Source organism: Lactobacillus sp. ESL0237 (assembly GCF_003692985.1).
Lineage (GTDB): Bacteria > Bacillota > Bacilli > Lactobacillales > Lactobacillaceae > Lactobacillus > Lactobacillus bombicola.
In genome coordinates this window covers 87,455-108,800 of sequence record NZ_REHE01000003.1, presented here as the reverse complement: position 1 = coordinate 108,800, position 21,346 = coordinate 87,455, and the positions used below count along the sequence as shown (strand labels likewise).

Here is a 21,346-nt window from a genome sequence, read left to right as displayed (position 1 = left end):
CCTAAGTCATGTGTTAATTCAAACGTTTCCCGCCAGGATAGATCTTGTGGTAAAGCTTTTTCGTAAATTCCGAGTGCATTAGTTGTCATGATGCACATTCAACTCCTTTTTTAACTTGCTTAAATTAACCCCAAATTTTATTAATTTCATCCTTAAATTTTTTGGCTTGTTCATGTGGATCGGTAGCTTCTCTAATATCACGTCCAACAATAAATGTATAAACTGGTACTCCTGCAAATAGCTGCAGTACTTCTGGATGAACGCCACCAGTAACTGAAACTTTAAAGCCCAGCTTGATTAAATTTTTAACATTAGCAACATCTTTTTCAGACCACTTTTGGCCGGCAAACTTAGCATCACGACTTTGGTGGTAGACAACTTGATGAATGCCATGATCAAGCCATTCTTGCATTCTATTTTCGTCTTCCCAACCTTCATATAATTCCACTTGGACCTCAATTTCTTTTTGTGCATTGCTCATAGTTGGTACTGTTGCCGCATTAATGCACGTCATCCAATCTGCACCAGCTTGCTTGCATGACTGACCACACTTAGTCCCAGCGTCAGCACACTTAACATCAGCTAATACAATTTTTTCAGGAGTCATTGCTCGCAAAGCAGAAACTGCACTTAAACCATCGCGATAAATTAAAATTGTACCAGTTTCAACGACATCAATTTCATCTTTTACTTGGCGTAAAACATTAATTGCTTGAGCAGTATTATCACAATCTAAAGCCACTTGTAATTTTGGTAAATCCATAATTGTCTCCTAATTCTTCTTAAACTTAGTAGGAATAGCTGAAGCATTTATTTTTTCTTCAACCTCAGCGGCAGAAATAACATTCTTGATACCAATTACTTCACCACCACGTTTTTTTACTTCATCAAACATATTAATGAAGGGAACTGAAGTAAATACCACATCATAGTTGCGAGCAATTCCCTTAGCTTCAGAAACAGACGTATGATCAGCCTGTGTAATTTGATACCCCAACTTTTCCAATGTTTTCTTGACAGTTCTCATTAACATCAAACTAGTACCTGAACCGTTGGCACATGCCGTTAAAATTTTCATACTATACCTTTCTTTCTAATCTTTTTTATTTAAATTTTGCCATGCGGAATAATCCTCAGTAATTAAGAAGTACCCTTCTGGATCGGCCCGATATTGCAATTGCGGAATAGCCAACAACAACAAAATAATCACAACTACACCTATCAAACCTAGATATTTCATAATAACTGTAAAGAATGGCCAAACCGTTGCCCAATCAAACATTCCAAGATAACCACCATATTTGGCCATACCAATCCAAGTTGCTATCAGTGCCGACCCAGCCACTTGAATCAAACCAGAAATAAAGGGCATAATCATGGCACACTTATAGCCCCCTCGATTATTTGAATATAAGCCAATTACAGCGTTATCAAAGAATAAAGGAATAAATCCTGCAATAACTAAGGTTGGCGAGTGGAACAACAATAATAAAATAATCATAGTAAATTGACCTAAAGCACCGAACATAAAGCCAATTGTTTGCGCATTCTGTGAACCAAAGCCCAAGGTTGCAGCCACATCAATTCCTGGAACTGCACCTGGCAACCAACGATCAGAAATTCCTGTAAAGGATTCCGTTAATTCATTAACAAAAGTCCTAACTCCCAACTGTAAAATTGCTAAGTAAACAGAAAATTGCAGGGCGGTCTGTAAAGTATAAAAAAGAAAACTTTGCCCTTTTTGCATAAAATGCGCCTTAATTAGATAATCAGGTCCTAAAACAACTAAAATTGCACCAATGAAGATTAACATTAAGATTGAAGTGGAAACCATATTATCGTTAAAAATAGACATAAAGCTCGGCAATTTGATATCTTCTAAGCGCTTACTTTTATTTTTATTAGTTTTGATTGAGTGTTTTTCAATTATTTCTGAAATTTTTGCAAAGAAATAAATACCAAACATTTGCTGATGCGCAACAGCAAATCCAGCACCTTCAGTCAACTCTTGCGTAATGCCAACAGTCAAATTAGAACCAACGGCCCAATATAAACCTAAAATCAGACTCATAATAGCTAAAATAGATAATCGATTTAAACTTGGAAAACAAAATAGAATTAACCAAAAAGCAGTTGCTGCTTGCTGGACTTGGACATTACCCGTGGTAAAGACCGCCCGTAATTTTGTATATTTTGAAAATTTAACCAACAAAATATTAATTACATATGCAAATAATAGCAATAACATAGTATCAGCAAACGAGCGCCCAAAGCGTTGCATAATTCCTGCATTAACCGCATTTTGTCCAAAATATGGATCAATTATCATCGCATTTAAATGAAAGCGTGCCTTTAAGCCAACTAGAATTGGCCTAAAAGTATTAACTAGTCCACCTGAACCAGCTACCAAAATAAAGTAACCGACAGTTGCTTTCAAAAAGCCTGACAAAACGTCATACCATTTTTTATGTTCTAAAATATAACCAATTAGAACAATAAAACCTATCATAAAGGCTGGCTGATTTAAAATATTAGTAGCAAAATAGCTCCAAACAGCCAATAAAGCATTCAAAATATTCTGCATTTTTATTTGCTCTTTTCTTTACTTGAATCATGTTTTTGAATAACTTTGCGATAATCTGCTAAATTTTTTACCTGACACAAATCTTCAATCATTCCTTCTTCCATTAGCAGATTAGATAGATTAGCAATATTTTTCATATGTGTTGCATTATCTTTTGCTGCTAACATAAAAAATAATTGTGCATCTTTTTCAGGATAATTATGATCGAAGGAAATTTTTTCGGGGAATATTGTTAACCCAATTCCGGTTCCTAGAACATCCAAACTGTCTGCTTGTGAATGTGGCATAGCAACTCCAGGTACGATAACAATATATGGACCATATTGTTTGATATCAGCAATTACCTGGTCAATATATTTATCGGTTACCAGATTATTCTTTTTCATTATTTCCCCGGAAATTCGAATCGCTTCTTGCCAGTCTTTAGGATGCTGTGAACTAATATTGATTAGATTATTTTCTAAAAAATAAGGTAGCATTGATTTTCTACTACCATTAATACAATTATAATAATTCAGGGAATGGCAAGTCAGGGTCATTTTTGAATGCATCATGAAAGCCGCGATCATACATATATTCATATTTATCTTTATCTTGTGGGAAATTAAATTCACCGCCTACTTGCCAAATATAAGGTTTAAATCCGTATTGCAAACGATATCGCTTTCTCTCCCATAAAGCTAAAATATCTTTAGGATCACTATAAAAATTAGACCAAATATCATAGTGCATTGGAATAATAACTTGGGTATTCAACGCTTCAGCCATCCGTAAAACTTGTGAATCATCTAACTTATCTGTGATACCACGCGGATTTTCGCCATAAGCACATAAGGCAACATCAATTTTATTTTCATTACCATGTTTAACAAAAGTGTTAGAATAATGGGAGTCACCAGAATGGTATAAATTTCCACCTGATGTTTTAACTAAATAGTTAACCGCTACCTTATCCATTTCAATCGGCATTGTGCCCGCTAATTTTACATTAGGGTCATCCTCAGTAACTAATTCGGTACGATCAAAAGCTTCCAAAGCTTTTATTGTTGCTGCGCCAACTTTAACTTCATCTCCTGGCTTAACAACAGTAATTTTTTCTTTAGGAATACCCCAGTCAATCCATTCATCTGCTACCCCTTGTGGGCCGATAAATTTTGCATTGGGACAGTATTTATTAACACAAGCAGCAGTATAGATATCTAAATGATCATGGTGGGTATGTGTAACGCAAAGCGCATCTAAATCTTTAATTGCAAATGGGTCAATTACATAAGGTTTATTACGCATATTGGGTTGCATAGTCTCTGCACCAGTCATTCTCATCATTTGATGACCCTGACGCATTTTGCCATCACCATGTGTGTGTTTACCAGTACCATTCCACATGTCAATAGCAACATTGGTACCCTCATGTGTTTTTAGCCATGTTCCCATGCAGCCTAACCACCAAATTGCAAAAGATTTTTCTGGTACCTCTTTATTTGCAATTTGTTCGTTTAAGAAAGTTCCCCATTCAGGAAAATTATTTTCCGCAAATACAGCTGGTGTAACATCATTAATATTTTTAGGTTGAGCCATTTTGTTCCTCCTGTAAGACAATCTTGGTTTGTTTTCACGGTAAATTATATTGTTTATTGGTATCGCTTTCAATCGTATTTTATGATATTTATATTTTTTTATGATATTTTTTCAAATAAAAGTCGTTAATATTGATATTTTTTCATATTTTATGATAAAAATAGAGCGATAAAAAATTTATTGAGGAAATCTGCTAATGAAAAATTCATATCAAGAAATAAAAAATAGACGAAAACAAATTATTAATTTGCTCAATCATCAAAAGACGCTTTCTCTTAATGCACTTAGCGATAAATTAAATGTTTCAATAATGACCATGCGCAGAGATTGTAGTTATCTTGCTAATCAAGGTAAAGTTATACAAGACAAAGGACTGATAACTTTAGTTAAGCCAGAAGAAATACCATTAACAGATTCAGTCAGTTATATCAAACAATGCCTTGGCAAAGAAGCTGCAGCCCATATTGAAAAACATAGTTGGATTTTTATTAATTCAAGCACAACTGCCTTTGAAGCAATTCCTTATTTGCTTAAAAAAGATGTTAATATTTTGACTAACAACGGCTATGCCGGAAACTTAGATATTCGAAAAAGTAATAGTAAAATAATCTTAAGTGGTGGTAATATCAGCCGCAAACTGATTATGAGTGGTGAATGGGCCGTGGATGCCTTTTTGAAAATTTATGCGGATTGGGCAATAATTGGTTGTGCTGGAATAAGCTTAACTCGTGGTATTTCTACGCCATTTATGGAAGAAGCAAAGGTCAATAAAGCTATTATTAAGCAAGCTAAAAAGCTGATTGTTGTTGCAGATTATAGTAAATTTAATCAATTTTCTAATTTTACAATTGGACAGATATCAGATATTGATTTATTGATTACCGATACTTTTACACCTAAAAAAACAATAGAAAAATTTATTAAAGCGGGAGTGCAAGTAATTCAAGTTAAACTATAAAAAAACGAGCATAAAAAGTCTTACCTTTTTATGCTCGTTTTTCAATTTGATTATTAAATAGCTATTATTCACTTAAAAACGCTAATATTTCTTGAATAGCATCATTCTTTTGACTTGATGACATTTTATCATCTTTAATAATTTCAATTGCATGATGAACAACCGAAAGTAATTGCTGATCATTCTCATCATCGCTGGCTAAATAAGCAATTTTAAAATATGATTCTAAACTTTTAGTATTATTATCTCTTAAAGAACCTTCAATTAATTTTTTGAAGATAAGTTTCATATTGCGATTATTTTTTCGCTTTTCACGAACTTTTTCAAAATACGGTAAAAATAACGCAACACAAACTGCAGCAATTTCAGCAATTGCAGTAACCCACTCTGACAGTGGTCCAATTTCCATAATCTCACCTCTATATTTATTATACTAGGAATAATAAAGCTGGTAAATTTTTTATTTTAGGTATTAGCTAAAATTTAATTGCAGGACAAGAAGCTTTCGCCTCAGGCTAAGCAGAGTTCCATCAAAAAATAAATATTTATTGCATTAATACTGAAAATACGGCTAGTGATCTTTTTTTGAAAAAAGAACGCAAAAAATATAAGGTTGAAAGTATTCCGACATTAATAAAAATTAAAGATAAAAAATATTTTAAAGTGCTGAATCGTATGAAAGGGACTTTAAACTAATTTTTGACAAAGTATTATTAATGCATGTGCTTTTTTATGATTAGCTTGACCAAGAGCTATATTTATCTAAAATAATTTCAATTGATCTAATTGTGCAATTGGCTAGCCACGAAAAAAGGAAAGACTGAACTGACAGTCCTTCCTTTTGCTGTAGGGGGGAAAATTCATAAAGTGTTTTAACAAGCTTTTTTGTCTGGAAACGTACCACTTTGAAGTATAAACTATAATTTAGTAAATATATTATTTCTTTTTTATCATGAGGTATAAAAAATGAAAAAAAGTAAAAAATTAATAGTTAGTTTAGCAGCAGTTGCTTTGGCAACGGTGCCAGTAATTACCACTAATCTTAACCAAGCTCAGGCAGCACAAACCACTGACCAAACTCAAAATAAAATTGCAACAGACGGTACCTTAACATTAAACCACAATACCCGTATTTATAATCAAAGCGGGCAGAAATTATACTCTTACCAGGGGAGTAATGGCTTACTTAAAAAAGGGGCGACAGTTAAGTATGCCGCTCAGGTTAAAGCAATAACTAATCCGGATACTAAACGATACTCGTTCCATGATGATGAATGGAATTGGTTCTACTTGCCATATAAGATAGTCAAGGGACAAGAATATTACAGCATTGGTCATGGTGGTTATGTGAAAGCAATAAATGTTGAAAAAGTTGATAATGATTATTTATACACTAATGAAATAACTGTTAAATTATCTGAAAAGGTTCCTGTAATGCAAGTTATTAATGGAAAAGCTAAAATAACAGGAAGATTAATTAATGCGGGGCAAACTGTAACCTTAAATGGTAAAACTTCTAATTTTGAACTATTTGGAGTCCATGAGGATGGTGACGGTGATAGTGGGGATTACATGATTAAAAATACAAATAATCAATTTATTAGATTGGATAATGGAACATTAAGAAAAGAATTATTACCATATAGTAATTTTATGAATGTTGTATTAACAGATAACGCCTATCTTTATACTGAAAATGGAGAAAAATATATTCATCATAATTCAGCTAGTGAAATAATTATTAATAAAACTAACGTAGCTTCAAGCATTTCTCCACAACTAAAAAAAGGATCAATTGAAGAAGTGACCAAAGCTGTTTATCTCTGGGTAGCTGAGGATCAACAAGTAGAATTGTTTTACCAATTAAAAAATGATTTATTATATCCAGAAGATAAAGTTGCTATGTTCACTAAAGCAGAAAGTTCTAAATATATTTATGGTCCACAGATAAAACCAAGTAATTCAAAACAAGATGTAATTAAATAATATTTTATAGTAGAAAAGTTGGTAAATTTCCGTCCTTACAACGTCAATTTACCAACTTTTTTTGTCATATTTATTTCTAGTAAATATTTAGATGATATCAAGGGAAGCAGCAGAACGATTTATGTAATTCCATGGGGAGCGCAAGACAAGTCACAGTGGGACTGAATAGATTTTTCTAAGACTGGTAATAATTCTGCAGATGCAGAAGCATATATTGATATTTCAGGTTATTATACTAAATTTGAAGCTTAACTCAATTGATGTTTATAGATTTACTTCTTAATCCAATTTTGCTTTCTAAAAGAGTCATATAGTTTTTTTGACTATTATTTTTTCAAATTTTTCAAATTCAGGAATTTGATTCCCTCGATAACCTGACATGTTTAAAGCTTTTATAGCATTATCCATATTTTGTAAACCTTCTTCACTGTTACCAGACATATAAAGTATTGCTCCGTGATAAAGCTTTAATCGTATCATTTCAAATATAGAATCAGGTGAATCCAATAATGATTCAACTAGCGTAAAATATGTTGCTGCCATGTCTAACCTATCTCTTTTAATTAAAATTTCAATAGTATTTAACAAAGTTTCAGTCAATCCATTTTTATTCTCTGTAAGCGATAGGTACCTCATACCTTTTTGATATACGGACTTACTTAATAGTTCTATTATTTCCGTAGGTAAGAATGGAATAGCATTGGCATATAAAAGAAATTCATAATATGACCAATCCTCCACCCCAAATAAGTAATTTTTAATTGGTTCCCAATCACTAATATTAGGCTCTGTTTCATTTACTATAGTTGCATATAATCGACAAAGATAAATATTATGTTTATAACGTATATTTTTTTCTTTCTTGTATAATAATAATTCCGTTTCTTCCAAATTTTTTAGCATTACATTACTCTTAGCATCAACAGCGTCAGAAAGTCCTGATAAAAAAATATTTTGTGGGTGCTTTTCAAAATTATTTGCTTGGAGTAGAAATTCATCAATATCAACATTAATATAATCCAATATTTCTATTAGTTTTGAAAATGATATCTCACTTTCCCCACGTTCAAATTTCGATAAAAAAGCTGGTGTAACAGTATGACCAGCGGCTTGCTTTATAGTTACTCCCTTTGATTCTCGAATTTTTCTAAGTGATTCTCCAAATTTTTTCATTATTTCCCCTTAAAATTCATATATGACTTTTTGAGAGAAATTATATCACTTCTTGCTATGCTTGATGAAACCATTTAAGGAGTGATTCTATATGAAAAATATTAATTTAAGCAAACCCACAACAATCTTAGAACTATATCAACTTCTTCCAAATATTCCAAAAGAAGCTATTAAACAAACAAATTAAAAATTTTCAATCGTTGCCTGTTATTGCAACTGTCCCTAAACAAGAAATTCTTGGAATATTAGATAAAGACATAAATATACAAAAGCCTTTTCGTTGTTTGAAATATGTTTATGCTATCGACTGTAATTTAAAAGATATACAAACTTTATATAACCGCATAACAAGTTAGGAGATTAAACCATGAATGTCTTTTTAAAAAATAAATATTTTAGAACCTTTTCAATTGCTGAAATTCTTTCAGGAGCTGGAGACTCTTTATTCTATTTAGCATTGATAACCTACGCAAGTAAATTAAATAATTATTCATTAGCTTTATCATTAATTGCCATCTCAGAAGCACTACCCAAAGTTTTCAACTCTATTGCTGGGTATTACGCTGATAAAACCAAAAACAAATTTAAATATATTATTTTATTATCTTTATTTCGTTTTGTCTTATATTCTGTTATAGGTATATTATTCGCAAAGAATATTGCTAGTTGGAATTTAGTTATAATCGCAATTATAGTAAACCTAGTTTCTGATTCAATGGGTGCATATTCTAATGGATTACAAATGCCTCTTATTGTTAACTTAGTTAATAAAGACGAAATAGGAGAAGCAACTGGATTTAACGGTGGAATCTCTGAAATTATAACTATGCTGGCTCAATTTATGGGTGCTGGACTTTTATTAGTAATGTCATACTCTGGACTAGCTTGGATTAACGCTGTTACTTTTTTATTAGCTGGGATATTATTTTTAACAGTTAAAGTTCAATATACTGGAGCCAATAAGCAGTTACCAGAGCAAGAGATTAACGAGCAAGGCTTTTTTAAAACATTTGCTACTTCATTAAAGCAAATCAAAAAGTCTAAGGGGCTACTAACTATCACCATTATCCTTGCATTACTAAATGGTATTATTGGAACAGTAGAACCAATTCTTTCTATCGTAGTAGCTTCTGCCAGAAACTCCATGATAATATTATCTTATAGCTTTACAATTGCTTTAGTAGGAGCGGCGGAGTCATGTGGGATTATTTTAGGCAGTATTTTGGGACCACAAATATTCAAAAAAGTTTCTATTTTTAGAATCACATTATTATCAGCTATAACTAGCGTAGCTACTGTTATTGCTATTTTAACTAAAAATATATTTCTTTCTTTAATCGTTTTGCTTTTTTTAGGAATCTTTATTGGAACTATTTCTCCGAAAATGATGCAGTGGTTGGTATCTACTGTTGATCAAAATATTTTGGCATCGTCCATGGGAGCTCTGAATACTATCCTTATTATAAGTGCCCCGCTGATGACTTCCATTATTACTACAATCGCTTCTGCTAATATAAATTTAGCTTTATATACTCTATTAGGGGTTAGCTTGGTCATTTTAGGAATAGTAATAAAAGTAGTAGTAGCCAGGCCCAATGAAAAACCTTAAATATTTATCAAGTAACTGATATGGCTTTTTATGTTCTTTGTGTAAATCAGATTTGTCTTTCAGCTTTGGGTTCATTTTTAGTTCTCACTTTCTTAAAAAGTATAAAGCAATAACTAAGTTTAACGGCAGTTGCTTTGGCCACCGTGCCAGTAATTACCACTAGTCTTAACCAATCATGCAGCATAAACAACTGACCAAACGCAAAATAAAACTGCAACACGCGCATTTATAATCAAAGCAGGCAGAAATTGTACTCTTACCAGGGACGTAATGGCTTACTCAAAAAAGGTGACGGATACAATGGAGGCACTAATCTTTATCGAATAAAGGGGACTAATGATTTTATTAATAAATATAGTGTTAAAAAAATTAGACAGCCTTTACCTAGGTATACTAATTATACTCGGGTATTGTTTGTTAATGATGGGTATTTATATAACGCAAAGGGCGAAAAAGTAATAGAGAAAGATAATAGGCCAAGCTATAATAAAGGAGATGGTATTACAGTAACTTCTATGATTGATATTACTGATAAAACCACAGGTGAAACTGTACGATTCTATAGGCTGGCCGATCAATATTTAGATATTGATCAAAAGAGGAGTAATGAATGCTACATAAAAGTTTCTGATACAAAGATCATATGGGGCGGTAATAATTTAAAAGTAAATAACTAATTTAATCTAAGTTAAATAAAAAGCAGTTAAGAGTTATTCTTAACTGCTTTTTTTACTTGCTATTTTAATTACGATACCAGCAAATTTTTTGCCAATTATGATAATGCCTTTTCAAGTTCAAGTATCAACTTGTCCTTAATGCTTAAAGTAGTTTTTATTTTATTCACTAAATGTATAAACTAATTTTTATTGTATAATATTTGTATAGGTTAACTTTTTTATAAAAATAGTGTTTACTAACTGGCGGTATTCTAATGAATAATAATCATAAACTAACTTACATTGTGCTTGTATTAATCATATTACTAGGGGGTTATATCATATTACTAGGAAGTTATATCCCTTACCTTTTTTATTCAGGATCTTATATTCCTTATGAATTAGATTATCAAATTAATACAATGATTAAAAATCATGATACCAAACAAATGAGAGCAGTATCAAGTGATAAAAGAATCTATTCTTTTTTAGTTCACCTTAATAAGAGAGATTCTTGCAAAAACACTTCCGATTACCAAGGTGGAAGTAAAAATATTTATTGGTATGGTACAGAAATTAAAGGGAAAACAATCGGGGTTGATATGAGAAAAGAAAATAGCATCTATTGGAAAGTAGATAAACTTTATTTTACAAAAAAGTAAATCATGTAAACATATGCTAAATGCCAAAAACATAATTAAAACAATGCTTTTAGCTTATTTTATTTAGGATTGCTTTTAAATACTGCTTGGGTAAATACCGACAGTAGTAAAGAAATTTAGCTAAAATTCAGTAATATAGGTTAAGCAATTAACTAAAATTAGCAATAAAGACAATTTTAATATTATGTAAAGAGATTCGGAGTATACCCAATGAAAGATAAAAATAAATCTAAAAAAATTAAATACTTTATATTTATACATATTATTTGTACTATATTAATTGTTGCATTACTAAATAAATTTGATACTGAAATATTGATGTTAATTCATGGTATAAATATTTTTAGCAAGTTTTCAGATGATATAATAAAATTTGTATATCTTTTTGTAATTATTTTTATTTTTGAAATGGTTTATCAAAAGATTATTAAATATTTTTTTAGAGAATATAAATAAGTAACGTAAGTATCATTTTTAAAAAAATTTTGACCACCAAGATTTTTGGTGGTTTTTTCGTTTTTAAATTAAAAGTAACGAAAATTTTTTTAAGTTCATCAGCTACAATTGCTGTGCTTAATCCAATAGTTTTTAATCAAGTGTAATTCTTAGTCGAATAATTTCTTGATCTCTACTAAAGATCTACTCATGACATATTTATGCTATTTTTATGTTTTCTAACTTAATTCTGAGTAACGAACTAAATGGATATCTTTTTGGTATATTTGATTACGGACTTGTGCATCGCACAAAAAATCTACTTCTTGAGTACGTGGCAAGGTCAAACTAGATTGTTGCAGAATACTTTGATCCAAAAAGCCAGGATGACACACCATCATTGGCACATAATTCGGTGACGAATTGAAAGCAAATTTTACTGTGTTGTTAAATGTTTTATATGGATCATAGTTAGGTTTCATACTGTCCATATAGCTAATGATAGTTGTTTCTTTTTTAAATTTAACCGGATTCAAGTTTAAATCAAATGGTAATAACGGTAGATCATATTTATTGGCAACAATTTCTAATCCTTTTAGCAAATTTTCACTATATACTGCATGAGCTTCAAAGTAATCAGGTTTTTTGCCAACAATTTTTTTAAAAAATTTATATTGTGCTTCAATTTCAATAACGACTTCATCTAGGTTAACTAAATCATGATTGGATTGACGATATACTCTAGAAGGTTTAAAGTGTCCGTCCTCTGTTACAAGACTGGGAATCAATTTAGGATCAGTAAGTGGTCTACCTGCACAAATTACAGTATGCATCCCAATATCGAAATCAAAATTCTTTAATAAATCTAAACCATGTAGTGTGTCTTTCATATTAACCATTACACCTACATTATTAATTATGCCATTCTTAATACTTTCATAGATACCATAGTTAACGCCTTTAGAATAGCCAAGATCATCGGCTCTAATTATCAGATTATGCATCATTCTTTCTCCTTTTATTTTTTCTTTGGTTCAACACCAATAGCATAGGTTACAATTGCCGCAACTAACAATGCAATTACACCACTAATCACACCATTAATAAAATTAGTAGCAGAGCCACCAACATAACATGTTAGCGCCATAAAGTTAGCTACAGGAACAACTACATACCCTGACACGTGCATAATTGCTGCATAAATACCACCTGCAAAACCACCAATCATCATGCCAATAAACGGTCTGCGATATTTAATTCCTAAACCATATAACCCCGGCTCTGTAACTCCACCAATGATATTTGCAATAAAATAACTGAATGCCTGAGACTTTTCTTTCTTATCTTTTAAGCGTAAAGTAGCTCCTAAACTCATACCAGCAACTGCAAAACTTGCAGCAAGTGAACCTAAGATAATAAAGTTATCGTGTCCAGTTTGGGCAATAATTGTAATCATTGCACTGATCATTACTAAGTGCATCCCCGTCATTACTAATACTTCCCAAAACGCACCAATTAATCCAACCCCAATAATAGCAGCTAATCCACCAAGCTGACCAAATGAAATTATTCCTTTAGAAACATATTCACCTAAGAATCCACCTAAAGGTCCCAATATACATAAAGAAAGTGGCAACATAATCGCTATCGTCAAAGTAGGTGCAAAAATTGTCCGTAGAGAAGCAGTTATATGCCTATTAAAAAAGCGTTCAATATATGACATAATCCAAACTGATAGCAAAATTGGCACAACTGTACTACCATAATCAGTTAAATGCATAGGTAAGCCGTAAACAGTAAATGGTTTACCTGCAGCAACTATTTTTACCAATCCCGGATCAAGCATGATTGCACCTAGAAAAATTCCCAAAATTGGTGAAGTATTAAATTGCTTTGCCGCTGTATAACCAATAGCTACAGGAAAGAAATAAAAACCTGCGTCACCAACAAAAGTAAATAGTTGATACAAGTCGCTGTGCACCGAAATCACATTTAGCATTGTGGGGCCTAAGACAGCTACAAGCATTTTAAACATTGATGCTGCAATCAACATTGGAATTAGCGGCGTTAAACTACCTGAAATCTTATTTAGAACAGTATTACCAACAGATTTCATAGTCATCTTTTCATGCATTTTATTTGTTTGCTCAACGTTTTCGTTAATAGGTGCTGCTTCAGTCAAATTGCCAGTAGCTACAACTGCATCATAAACTTCATTAACTGTCTGACCTACAATAATCTGATACTGCCCACCTGAACGTGCTACACCAAGTACACCAACAATGTTTTTAATTTCAGTATCTTTGGGAATACTCATATCTTTTAGGTTAAAGCGTAATCTAGTCATACAATGAGTTACACTGACTACATTAGTTTTTCCTCCAACTTTTTGCACAATTTGTTGCGCCATATCTTGGTAATTTTTACTCATTTTTTTCTCCTTCATTCTGACTTGTCTGTGAAATCATTCTCTGAACATAAATCATTAAATAAAAGACCTCATCATCGGTACTAACTGTATTTAATTGCTTATCAATTTGATTAACAATATCTATCGTACATTGGCAAACTTTGGGATAATTTTGCTTAAAACTAGTTCTAATTAGTTTGCTTGATCCATCATTAATTTGTTCATTGCTTTCAAGCCGCTTCAAATAATATCTTAAATGTGTCACAAACCTGTTATAAATAAAGTCATTGCAATCAATTTTTAAATCAAATTGTTTTTCAACTTCTTTAATTGCTAATTCAGCAATGGAGTTGAAGCTTGATTCGCTTAACTGTAATGTAGTCACTACTTGTGAATTAATAAAGTGCATAGCAATTGCAATTTTTTCTTCTAGCGGTAACTGAATATCTAACTTGTTTTTGATTAACTTTAAAGCTAGTTCCCCTATTTGATATTCCTTAGGGTAAAATGAACGAATGTCGTAAGAAAAAGGGTAGTTAACTTTAATATTATTTTTTGAACGCTTAATAGCAAAATTGATATGATCAGCTAAACTAAAAAGAATATTTTGATTCAAATCATGTTTAAGTACAGCTTGAGCTTTTTGAATAATTTCCGCACTTACATCTAAAATATTTTCAGGAATTTCTTTCATCAACTTGAAATTGTATGTATCAATACGATAAAAAGTCATTCTTATTTTGCTCAGGTCGGTTAATTCATATGGAATTTTTGGAAAACCTATTCCTCTACCAAATGCTACCAATTCATCATGATTTTGATCTAAGCAAATTGCCACGTTATTATTAATTTTTTTAATAACTTGCATTAGCGTCCCCTAAATTACATAAATGTTATTGCCTAATTACTTCATCTTGTTCAGTTATTTGGTCACCAAATTCTTTAACAAAATCCCAATTTTGATGATTAGAATCTAGCTTAGTTAAAATAACCATCGTTGTTAAATCTGCTTTTTCTTTAGCTAAAATATCACGATCTAACCTAATAAGTGCTTGCCCCTGCTTAACTTTGTCACCTTGTCTAACCTTAGCCGTAAACCCTTGCCCTTTTAAATTGACCGTATCAATTCCAATATGAAGCAATATTTCATCACCATCAGCAGTAACTAATCCAACTGCATGCTTACTTTCAGGTAAGGAGACAACTTTTGCCTCTATCGGAGCATGAATAATTTCCTCATCTTTATTCAATTTAACTGCGAAACCATCACCCATTAGTTTTTGTGAAAAAACAGGATCAGGCACATCGCAAAGGTTGATTAAGGTCCCCGAAGCCGGTGCTGTTATTTTAAATTCTCGCTTTTTTTTCTTTAAAAATTTAAACAAAATTTTCCTCCAAAACAAAAAACTCTTTAAAACACTACTAATTAGGAAGCACACGAAGTACTTCATCTAATGGTAATGCCTCAAAGAGTAACAATCCATTTTTAATATTTTATATATATAATTATACCTAAAATATTATTTTATGCAAGCGCTATTATTAAAATAACCAATCTATATCAAAGATTATTTTCCAACTTCAGCTCTTGACTTATATACACCTTCAGCCGTATTAATTACCAATTCTTCTCCATCTTTAATAAAATCAGGAACTTGCACAACTAGACCAGTTTCCATAGTTGCTGGTTTACCTGTACCAGTGACTGTGGCACCCTTAATTCCAGGTTCTGTATGCACTACCTTCATTACTACTGTTGCTGGAAGTTCGACCCCTAGAAGGTTACTATCGTTAGCAAATTCAAGTTGCACTTGAATATTAGGAATTAAGTAAAGCTTGTCGTCACCCAATTTTTCACTAGTAACTTCATACTGTTCGTAAGTTTCTGAATCCATAAAGGTATAAGTATCCCCTTCATTATACAAAAACTGGGCATTTTTTTTAGTAATATCAATTAGTTCAACCTTTTCCGTTGGTCGCATTGTTTTATGAACTACTGCTCCACTTTCAATATTACGCAAATCCATTTGCATAACGGTATTTCCTTTACCTGGTTTGTGATGGTTAGCTTTTAAGACCCGTATCAACTTACCATCCTGATTAAAAACCATACCCTTTTTCAAATTAATTGCCTGTACCAATTTTTTACTCCTTAAATGCTTAATTAGAAATGACTAAAAATAACTAAGTCCCCGCTGGAGGCAATATAAGTTTTTTAATCAATCATAAATAAATCTTACTCATCTAATTAATTATAGCAAACTTGTCCTTCTCGCTACAAAAATAGTTAAATTATGGCAGACATTAACTACTTTACTTTTTACTATTTTTACTTCTTTAATATAATCAATTTTGCTTACTACCAATTTTTTGCTCAACAGCTTTTTGATAAATTGTTTTAACCGTCATTAAATCTTGCGCAGCTATTCCTACTGTTTCAAAGAAAATTACTTCTTGATCATTTTCACGTCCTACAAGTTCGCCACTAATTACACGACCGATTTCGCCAGTAAGCTTGGCTTGCGAAATTAACCCCTTATTTAAAGGAATAATCAAGTCACCAGATTCAGCTAAAACTGCCGCTTGCGAATCAAAATAAATTTTATCAGCCCTAGTTACTAACTCCGCTGGAGTTTCCTCCATCTGTGGCTGATAAGAACCTACACCGCAAATAGTTGCGCCTGCTTTAATATAGCTAGCATCATAAACCGGTGTAGTTGAAGGCGTCACTGAAATAATAACATCAGCATCTTTAATTGCAGTATTAGCTGATTCAACCGCCATAATTTTAGTCTGATATTTAGCAAATTTTTGCTGCATTTCTTGTGCAAATCTTGTTGCTCTTGCAAAATCTAAATCACTAACTTGAACTAATGCTGGCTTGCACATAAGCAACATTGCTTCTAACTGCGTAGTAGCTTGACCACCTGTCCCAATTAAGGCTCCCTTATGGCAATCTTTTTTAGCAAGGTATTTTAGAGCAACACCAGATGCAGCGCCCGTTCGTAATTGTGTCACATAATTACCATCCAAAATTGCATTAATTTCGCCAGTTTTAGTATCAATATTTAATACTTGGGCATTTATCGAGGGTCTACCCTTATTAATATTTTCGGGAAACATATTTAGAACTTTTACACAAGCAGCATTATATGCTTCACAAAAAGCTGGCATACATAAAAAACTATCTTTACCGTTACTTTTAACAATTTGGGTTCTTAGGGGAACATCAACCTTGCCTGCAGAAAAATATTCAAAGGCATCCTGTACTGCACTGATACAATCTTTTATTGAATAACACATTTCAATATCATTTTTTGTCAAAATTAACATTATATTCTCCTTGATAATTAAACTTCATAAGCTAGATTTGTTTAAGATAAATTTGATCAATAATATGACCAGCTGTTTTATGTAAAATCAAGCCTGCACGCTGTTTAGTCGGAGCTATATATTCGCGCAAATTAACCAAATTGACCATCTGCCATGTATCTTGTGCCAGTTGCAAAGCATCTTGCCGTGGACCATTGGCCATTTTGTAATAAAAATTATCTGGATTATTTTTATTAAGTTCTAACACCCGAATAAACCTCTGCATAAACCATTTTTCAATTAATTCTTCTTGTGCATCAACATAAATCGAAAAGTCGAAAAAATCACTAGTTACAATTTGACCATTAGTTGGTAATTGCAAAGTATTAATACCTTCAATAATCAGAATATTAGGTCGTTTTACATGACCATACTTACCTGGAACAATATCACTTAACTCTTGCGAATACAATGGGTAAGCTATTTCCTTTTTTCCACCTAATACATCTTGCAGAAAATCACTAAGTAGGTTCATATCATAGCTTTCGGGAAAACCCTTGCGTTCAAACAAATTACGTCTTTTTAATTCGCGATTAGAGTAAATAAAGCCATCTGTCGTCATTAAGTGCACCTTTAAACTAGGATACGTTCGGCTTAAGAGTATCTGTAAAAGGCGAGCTATAGTGGATTTACCAACCGCAACTGATCCAGAAATACCAATAATAAACGGTGCAGTATCCACCTTTTGCAATAAAAATTCACGTTGCTTTTGCTGTAAGGAACATTTTTCTTGATACATTAAATAAAGATATGAAACTAATGTACTATAAATTTCTTGAACATCAGTTAAATTGATAACGTCACCTAAGGATTTGATTTTTGTAAGTTCTTCCGGTGTGACTTGGACTTTGCTTTCAGGGGATAATGCCGCCCATTCGTCCCGCTTAAAACGTAAATAATTTTTCATTAATATGCTTCCCTAAATTTATTTTATTCTATTATAAAACAAAAACAGTACCCCATTCTAAAAGGCTAAAACATTAACTAAAACTGAATAGTCTTATAGAATAGTTTCTTTCCAAAATAAAAACTCGTATCGATATACGAGTTTTTATTTATAAATTGTAATACATCATAATATGTTTTACACCAGCTTCATCAAATACATCACCTTGTGCCTGATAGCCCAAAGAATCATAAAAAGGCTTAGCCTGCAGCTGGGCATGACAATATAATTGGCTTATCCCCTTTTGTCTTAAGTATTTATGTACTTGCGCCATCATTTCTGCACCAAGATGTTGCCCACGTAAATTACTATCAACAGCAACTCGACCTAGCATCCACTTATTATTTTCTACAAAAATACGACAAACCGCTAATGCCCTAGTTTGTTTTTGATTCAAAAGAAAAACATGAATTGCCTCTAGGTCCTGATCGTCAAGTTCGGAATCAATAATTTTTTGTTCACAAACAAATGTATCTGCGCGTAAGCGTTCAATACAAAACATTTCACGTCCAGACATATCAGCAATTTTTTTAAATGAAAAATCTTTCCTATCTATCATTTATGCTACCTACTTTTCAATATAAGTATGTTGATCAACATCGAGCAAGGGACTTTTTTCACCCGTATAAATAATATCAAGCTTATACATTGCCCGTGACGTTATTGTATAAACTAGTTGTGTTTCATCAAGCTTATGATAATTATCCTTTGAAGCATCCCACATAATTACGGCATCAAATTCTAAGCCTTTGGCCAGATAGGATGGAATGACTAACGTACCATCAACTAACCGCTGATTGGCTGTAGCAATCAAAACTGCTTTAGTTCCATTGGCTTTTAATTTTTGAGCAACAACTTGCGCACTAGCTAAATCTTTCGTAATAATTGCCGTAGTCAGTCTATCTATGTTATTTTGCTTAAGAATTTCGGTTAAGACATGGATAGCTTCACTATCTGACCTTTGCCACAGAGTAGGTTTTGGCCCTTGTCGATTAAACGATTCAATTTTCTCACCTTGACGCAAAACTTGCTTAGTAAAGTCCGTTAATTGTTTGGTTGATCGATATGACTTAGTCAACTGCACCACAGTGGTTTTTTTAGGATCAAATAAATTACTAATTTGTTTCAGCAAAGTGCTACTCTCATCTTTAGTAAAAATAGCCTGATTCAGATCACCCAACATGGTAAATTTGGCCCGTGGAAAGTTATATTTCAAATAACATAATTGGAAGGGAGTATAGTCTTGAATCTCATCAATAAAAGCATAGCGCATTTCATAGTCAACATGTCGTCCCGTTAACAAATCATATAAGTAAAGATATGCTGAAACATCATTCATATGGATATAATGCTTAGTAAAACTTTCTTTTACACTTAGAATATGCTTAGACCAATCGGCTAAACTAATTCCCCACTTGGATAAATCAGTCATTTTAGGGACCGCCCGTAAGAAATTGAGATATTGTAAACGCATGTTAATAAAATTATTGCGCTTAATCTGCTGAAACACCTTATTTAAGGACTTAATTACAATTTTTCGGCTTAAGAATTTTTCTTCTTTTTCTTCTGATTCAAATTCTTGATCTGGATGATCGTATAATTGCATTAATTGTTCACGACTTAAATTTTGAATTTCTTCTGCCACCCAATTTTTCTTAGCTTCAGTATTAATCTTTCGATTAAGAAGCTTAATTAATTCTTCACGTGTTGCGTCAATTCGATTACTTAAATTATAATTTTCGTTGAATGAATAATAAATTTCGCCGATTTTTTCTTTATCAAAAAAAGGACGCTTTTGATTACGAAAATAGATATTTTTAAAAACGACCCCATGTTGATTAAGATATTTAGCATAATGAGTCATCAGCTTAAAAAAGTGCGCCGAATCTTTCAAACGACTAATTGCCGAATCAGCAACCTGATCTTCAAACTGGTCAAATAAATTCTCTACCTCCATGCCTGGTAAGCGTCTAGCCACAAATTGCCAATAGGTCATTTGAACCATATTTTGTTCACCCATTTCGGGTAATACGTTTTTAATATAGTCATTGAACAACTGATTAGGGCTAAACATAATGACATCACTACTTTTCAAATTACCACGATAACGATATAGCAAATAGGCAATTCTTTGTAAAATAGCTGATGTTTTACCTGAACCAGCTGCTCCTTGAACAAAAAGTAAATCCGCGCTAGTATTTCTGATAATTTTGTTTTGTTCGCGCTGAATTGTTGTAACAATTGATTTCATTTGCGTACTAGATTTTTCCCCTAGTACCTCTAAAAGCATCTGATCACCAATTGATTCATCGGTATCAAACATGTTGATAATCTTACCGTCTTCAATCATAAACTGGCGTTTTTTACTCATTTCAACTGTAATTTCACCTTCAGGTGACATGTAAGAAACCTGCCCCAACTTACCATCATAATAAATTGAAGAAATTGGTGCACGCCAGTCATAAATCAAAAAATGGTTGTCCTTATCTGCAAATGAACTCAACCCAATATAAATAGTCTCTAATTGTTGGCCATTTTCTTTAAAATCTACGCGCGCAAAATAAGGTCGCTTCTCTAGCTTTTGCACAATTCCCAACTGTTTAGCCGCATGTTGCCAAGCGTTTTCACGTTCATCAAGCAATTGCTGCTGCTGATGAATAGACAAGGCTGTTTCCATTGACGTAGAATAACCATCATAATCTAATTTTACATCATCATAAAAGTGAGAATTAAGTTCCTTAGCTTCTCCCGCAGCAGATTTTATTGATGAAGACAATTCAGACTTTTTGGCTCTAATCATTTTTAAAATTTGTTTGAGATGATTTTGTTCAAACTCTTTATCATCCATCGCATTTGTCATAAGGTCACCTATTTTCTCAAAACTTGCATATTATTTTAACATGAAATCGGATTAATATATAATTCTTTAGTTTATTTGTAAAAAATATGAAAAATCATGAAAGTTAATCTAATTATG

The 21,346-nt window shown here is 32.3% G+C and carries 22 protein-coding genes and 1 pseudogene; 6 read left to right on the top strand and 17 right to left on the bottom strand.

The genetic code is table 11. From position 1 onward, the window contains the following. The 6 genes and pseudogenes from F5ESL0237_RS08500 to ulaG all read right to left on the bottom strand — a co-directional run. Nucleotides 1-89: pseudogene (locus F5ESL0237_RS08500) on the bottom strand (xylulose 5-phosphate 3-epimerase); the annotation flags it as partial. A 35-nt stretch (nucleotides 90-124) separates the two neighbouring features. After that, complete coding sequence (locus tag F5ESL0237_RS00855) at nucleotides 125-763, bottom strand: 3-dehydro-L-gulonate-6-phosphate decarboxylase (protein ID WP_122024382.1); 639 nt, start codon at nucleotides 761-763, stop codon at nucleotides 125-127. A gap of 9 nt (nucleotides 764-772) precedes the next feature. Continuing rightward, a complete protein-coding gene (locus F5ESL0237_RS00850) occupies nucleotides 773-1,078 on the bottom strand; it encodes a PTS sugar transporter subunit IIB (protein ID WP_122021227.1) in 306 nt (101 codons plus the stop codon). Nucleotides 1,079-1,093: 15 nt separating this feature from the next. After that, nucleotides 1,094-2,584 carry a PTS ascorbate transporter subunit IIC gene (locus tag F5ESL0237_RS00845; RefSeq protein WP_122021226.1) on the bottom strand — a complete coding sequence of 497 codons (1,491 nt, stop codon included), beginning with the start codon at nucleotides 2,582-2,584 and terminating at the stop codon, nucleotides 1,094-1,096. Between the two features lie 2 nt (nucleotides 2,585-2,586). Continuing rightward, the gene (locus F5ESL0237_RS00840) at nucleotides 2,587-3,063 is read right to left on the bottom strand and encodes a PTS sugar transporter subunit IIA (protein WP_122024381.1); all 477 of its coding nucleotides are present in this window, start codon (nucleotides 3,061-3,063) and stop codon (nucleotides 2,587-2,589) included. 25 nt (nucleotides 3,064-3,088) lie between these two features. Further along, nucleotides 3,089-4,162 carry an L-ascorbate 6-phosphate lactonase gene (gene ulaG / locus F5ESL0237_RS00835; protein WP_118895739.1) on the bottom strand — a complete coding sequence of 358 codons (1,074 nt, stop codon included), beginning with the start codon at nucleotides 4,160-4,162 and terminating at the stop codon, nucleotides 3,089-3,091. A 196-nt stretch (nucleotides 4,163-4,358) separates the two neighbouring features. Between ulaG and F5ESL0237_RS00830 the strand changes: the two genes are divergently transcribed. After that, nucleotides 4,359-5,120 (top strand): DeoR/GlpR family DNA-binding transcription regulator, encoded by a 762-nt coding sequence (locus F5ESL0237_RS00830; RefSeq protein WP_122021223.1) that lies wholly within the window; start codon nucleotides 4,359-4,361, stop codon nucleotides 5,118-5,120. A 64-nt stretch (nucleotides 5,121-5,184) separates the two neighbouring features. On the opposite strand, the gene F5ESL0237_RS00825 is transcribed toward F5ESL0237_RS00830, so the two are convergent. Further along, on the bottom strand, nucleotides 5,185-5,529 hold the full coding sequence (locus tag F5ESL0237_RS00825; protein ID WP_122024380.1) for a hypothetical protein: 345 nt from the start codon (nucleotides 5,527-5,529) through the stop codon (nucleotides 5,185-5,187). Nucleotides 5,530-6,086: 557 nt separating this feature from the next. Here F5ESL0237_RS00825 and F5ESL0237_RS00820 point away from each other — a divergent pair. After that, complete coding sequence (locus F5ESL0237_RS00820) at nucleotides 6,087-7,106, top strand: SLAP domain-containing protein (RefSeq protein WP_122024379.1); 1,020 nt, start codon at nucleotides 6,087-6,089, stop codon at nucleotides 7,104-7,106. 306 nt (nucleotides 7,107-7,412) lie between these two features. Here the strand turns inward: F5ESL0237_RS00820 and F5ESL0237_RS00815 are convergent, their stop codons facing one another. Beyond that, nucleotides 7,413-8,279, bottom strand: a complete 867-nt coding sequence (locus F5ESL0237_RS00815; protein ID WP_122024378.1) for a helix-turn-helix domain-containing protein — start codon at nucleotides 8,277-8,279, stop codon at nucleotides 7,413-7,415. 367 nt (nucleotides 8,280-8,646) lie between these two features. Between F5ESL0237_RS00815 and F5ESL0237_RS00810 the strand changes: the two genes are divergently transcribed. From F5ESL0237_RS00810 to F5ESL0237_RS00790, 4 genes are all read left to right on the top strand, one after another. Next, nucleotides 8,647-9,888 (top strand): MFS transporter, encoded by a 1,242-nt coding sequence (locus F5ESL0237_RS00810; RefSeq protein WP_122024377.1) that lies wholly within the window; start codon nucleotides 8,647-8,649, stop codon nucleotides 9,886-9,888. 248 nt (nucleotides 9,889-10,136) lie between these two features. Further along, complete coding sequence (locus tag F5ESL0237_RS00800; protein WP_122024375.1) at nucleotides 10,137-10,565, top strand: hypothetical protein; 429 nt, start codon at nucleotides 10,137-10,139, stop codon at nucleotides 10,563-10,565. 254 nt (nucleotides 10,566-10,819) lie between these two features. Further along, nucleotides 10,820-11,206, top strand: a complete 387-nt coding sequence (locus tag F5ESL0237_RS00795) for a hypothetical protein (RefSeq protein ID WP_122024374.1) — start codon at nucleotides 10,820-10,822, stop codon at nucleotides 11,204-11,206. A gap of 210 nt (nucleotides 11,207-11,416) precedes the next feature. Next, on the top strand, nucleotides 11,417-11,662 hold the full coding sequence (locus F5ESL0237_RS00790; protein WP_122024373.1) for a hypothetical protein: 246 nt from the start codon (nucleotides 11,417-11,419) through the stop codon (nucleotides 11,660-11,662). 218 nt (nucleotides 11,663-11,880) lie between these two features. Here F5ESL0237_RS00790 and F5ESL0237_RS00785 read toward each other — a convergent pair whose 3' ends face one another. From F5ESL0237_RS00785 to helD, 9 genes are all read right to left on the bottom strand, one after another. Then, on the bottom strand, nucleotides 11,881-12,648 hold the full coding sequence (locus tag F5ESL0237_RS00785) for a ChbG/HpnK family deacetylase (RefSeq protein WP_122024372.1): 768 nt from the start codon (nucleotides 12,646-12,648) through the stop codon (nucleotides 11,881-11,883). 11 nt (nucleotides 12,649-12,659) lie between these two features. Beyond that, nucleotides 12,660-14,072, bottom strand: a complete 1,413-nt coding sequence (locus F5ESL0237_RS00780; RefSeq protein WP_370448604.1) for a PTS transporter subunit EIIC — start codon at nucleotides 14,070-14,072, stop codon at nucleotides 12,660-12,662. Further along, nucleotides 14,065-14,919 carry a PRD domain-containing protein gene (locus F5ESL0237_RS00775; RefSeq protein ID WP_122021202.1) on the bottom strand — a complete coding sequence of 285 codons (855 nt, stop codon included), beginning with the start codon at nucleotides 14,917-14,919 and terminating at the stop codon, nucleotides 14,065-14,067. Before F5ESL0237_RS00775 ends, F5ESL0237_RS00780 begins: the two co-directional genes overlap by 8 nt. 25 nt (nucleotides 14,920-14,944) lie before the next feature. Next, nucleotides 14,945-15,436, bottom strand: a complete 492-nt coding sequence (locus F5ESL0237_RS00770) for a PTS glucose transporter subunit IIA (protein WP_158592422.1) — start codon at nucleotides 15,434-15,436, stop codon at nucleotides 14,945-14,947. Between the two features lie 183 nt (nucleotides 15,437-15,619). Beyond that, nucleotides 15,620-16,192, bottom strand: coding sequence for an elongation factor P (gene efp / locus F5ESL0237_RS00765; RefSeq protein ID WP_122024369.1), 573 nt, complete (start codon nucleotides 16,190-16,192; stop codon nucleotides 15,620-15,622). Between the two features lie 205 nt (nucleotides 16,193-16,397). Beyond that, nucleotides 16,398-17,384, bottom strand: coding sequence for an ornithine cyclodeaminase family protein (locus F5ESL0237_RS00760; protein ID WP_122024368.1), 987 nt, complete (start codon nucleotides 17,382-17,384; stop codon nucleotides 16,398-16,400). Between the two features lie 31 nt (nucleotides 17,385-17,415). Continuing rightward, nucleotides 17,416-18,330 carry a type I pantothenate kinase gene (gene coaA, locus F5ESL0237_RS00755; protein WP_122021198.1) on the bottom strand — a complete coding sequence of 305 codons (915 nt, stop codon included), beginning with the start codon at nucleotides 18,328-18,330 and terminating at the stop codon, nucleotides 17,416-17,418. Between the two features lie 148 nt (nucleotides 18,331-18,478). Then, a complete protein-coding gene (locus F5ESL0237_RS00750; protein ID WP_122024367.1) occupies nucleotides 18,479-18,928 on the bottom strand; it encodes a GNAT family N-acetyltransferase in 450 nt (149 codons plus the stop codon). Nucleotides 18,929-18,937: 9 nt separating this feature from the next. Further along, a complete protein-coding gene (gene helD / locus F5ESL0237_RS00745; protein WP_122024366.1) occupies nucleotides 18,938-21,229 on the bottom strand; it encodes an RNA polymerase recycling motor HelD in 2,292 nt (763 codons plus the stop codon). Nucleotides 21,230-21,346 lie beyond the last annotated feature (117 nt).

What these genes read in the sequence shown, in the direction of transcription:
- ulaG (WP_118895739.1), bottom strand. Translation starts at nt 4,162, where the DNA reads ATGGCTCAACCTAAAAATATTAATGATGTTACACCAGCTGTATTTGCG.
- F5ESL0237_RS00775 (WP_122021202.1), bottom strand. Translation starts at nt 14,919, where the DNA reads ATGCAAGTTATTAAAAAAATTAATAATAACGTGGCAATTTGCTTAGAT.
- F5ESL0237_RS00760 (WP_122024368.1), bottom strand. Translation starts at nt 17,384, where the DNA reads ATGTTAATTTTGACAAAAAATGATATTGAAATGTGTTATTCAATAAAA.
- F5ESL0237_RS00790 (WP_122024373.1), top strand. Translation starts at nt 11,417, where the DNA reads ATGAAAGATAAAAATAAATCTAAAAAAATTAAATACTTTATATTTATA.
- helD (WP_122024366.1), bottom strand. Translation starts at nt 21,229, where the DNA reads ATGACAAATGCGATGGATGATAAAGAGTTTGAACAAAATCATCTCAAA.
- F5ESL0237_RS00840 (WP_122024381.1), bottom strand. Translation starts at nt 3,063, where the DNA reads ATGCTACCTTATTTTTTAGAAAATAATCTAATCAATATTAGTTCACAG.
- F5ESL0237_RS00750 (WP_122024367.1), bottom strand. Translation starts at nt 18,928, where the DNA reads ATGATAGATAGGAAAGATTTTTCATTTAAAAAAATTGCTGATATGTCT.
- F5ESL0237_RS00785 (WP_122024372.1), bottom strand. Translation starts at nt 12,648, where the DNA reads ATGATGCATAATCTGATAATTAGAGCCGATGATCTTGGCTATTCTAAA.
- F5ESL0237_RS00820 (WP_122024379.1), top strand. Translation starts at nt 6,087, where the DNA reads ATGAAAAAAAGTAAAAAATTAATAGTTAGTTTAGCAGCAGTTGCTTTG.
- F5ESL0237_RS00855 (WP_122024382.1), bottom strand. Translation starts at nt 763, where the DNA reads ATGGATTTACCAAAATTACAAGTGGCTTTAGATTGTGATAATACTGCT.
- F5ESL0237_RS00850 (WP_122021227.1), bottom strand. Translation starts at nt 1,078, where the DNA reads ATGAAAATTTTAACGGCATGTGCCAACGGTTCAGGTACTAGTTTGATG.
- F5ESL0237_RS00780 (WP_370448604.1), bottom strand. Translation starts at nt 14,072, where the DNA reads ATGAGTAAAAATTACCAAGATATGGCGCAACAAATTGTGCAAAAAGTT.
- F5ESL0237_RS00795 (WP_122024374.1), top strand. Translation starts at nt 10,820, where the DNA reads ATGAATAATAATCATAAACTAACTTACATTGTGCTTGTATTAATCATA.
- coaA (WP_122021198.1), bottom strand. Translation starts at nt 18,330, where the DNA reads ATGAAAAATTATTTACGTTTTAAGCGGGACGAATGGGCGGCATTATCC.
- F5ESL0237_RS00825 (WP_122024380.1), bottom strand. Translation starts at nt 5,529, where the DNA reads ATGGAAATTGGACCACTGTCAGAGTGGGTTACTGCAATTGCTGAAATT.
- F5ESL0237_RS00830 (WP_122021223.1), top strand. Translation starts at nt 4,359, where the DNA reads ATGAAAAATTCATATCAAGAAATAAAAAATAGACGAAAACAAATTATT.
- F5ESL0237_RS00815 (WP_122024378.1), bottom strand. Translation starts at nt 8,279, where the DNA reads ATGAAAAAATTTGGAGAATCACTTAGAAAAATTCGAGAATCAAAGGGA.
- F5ESL0237_RS00810 (WP_122024377.1), top strand. Translation starts at nt 8,647, where the DNA reads ATGAATGTCTTTTTAAAAAATAAATATTTTAGAACCTTTTCAATTGCT.
- F5ESL0237_RS00845 (WP_122021226.1), bottom strand. Translation starts at nt 2,584, where the DNA reads ATGCAGAATATTTTGAATGCTTTATTGGCTGTTTGGAGCTATTTTGCT.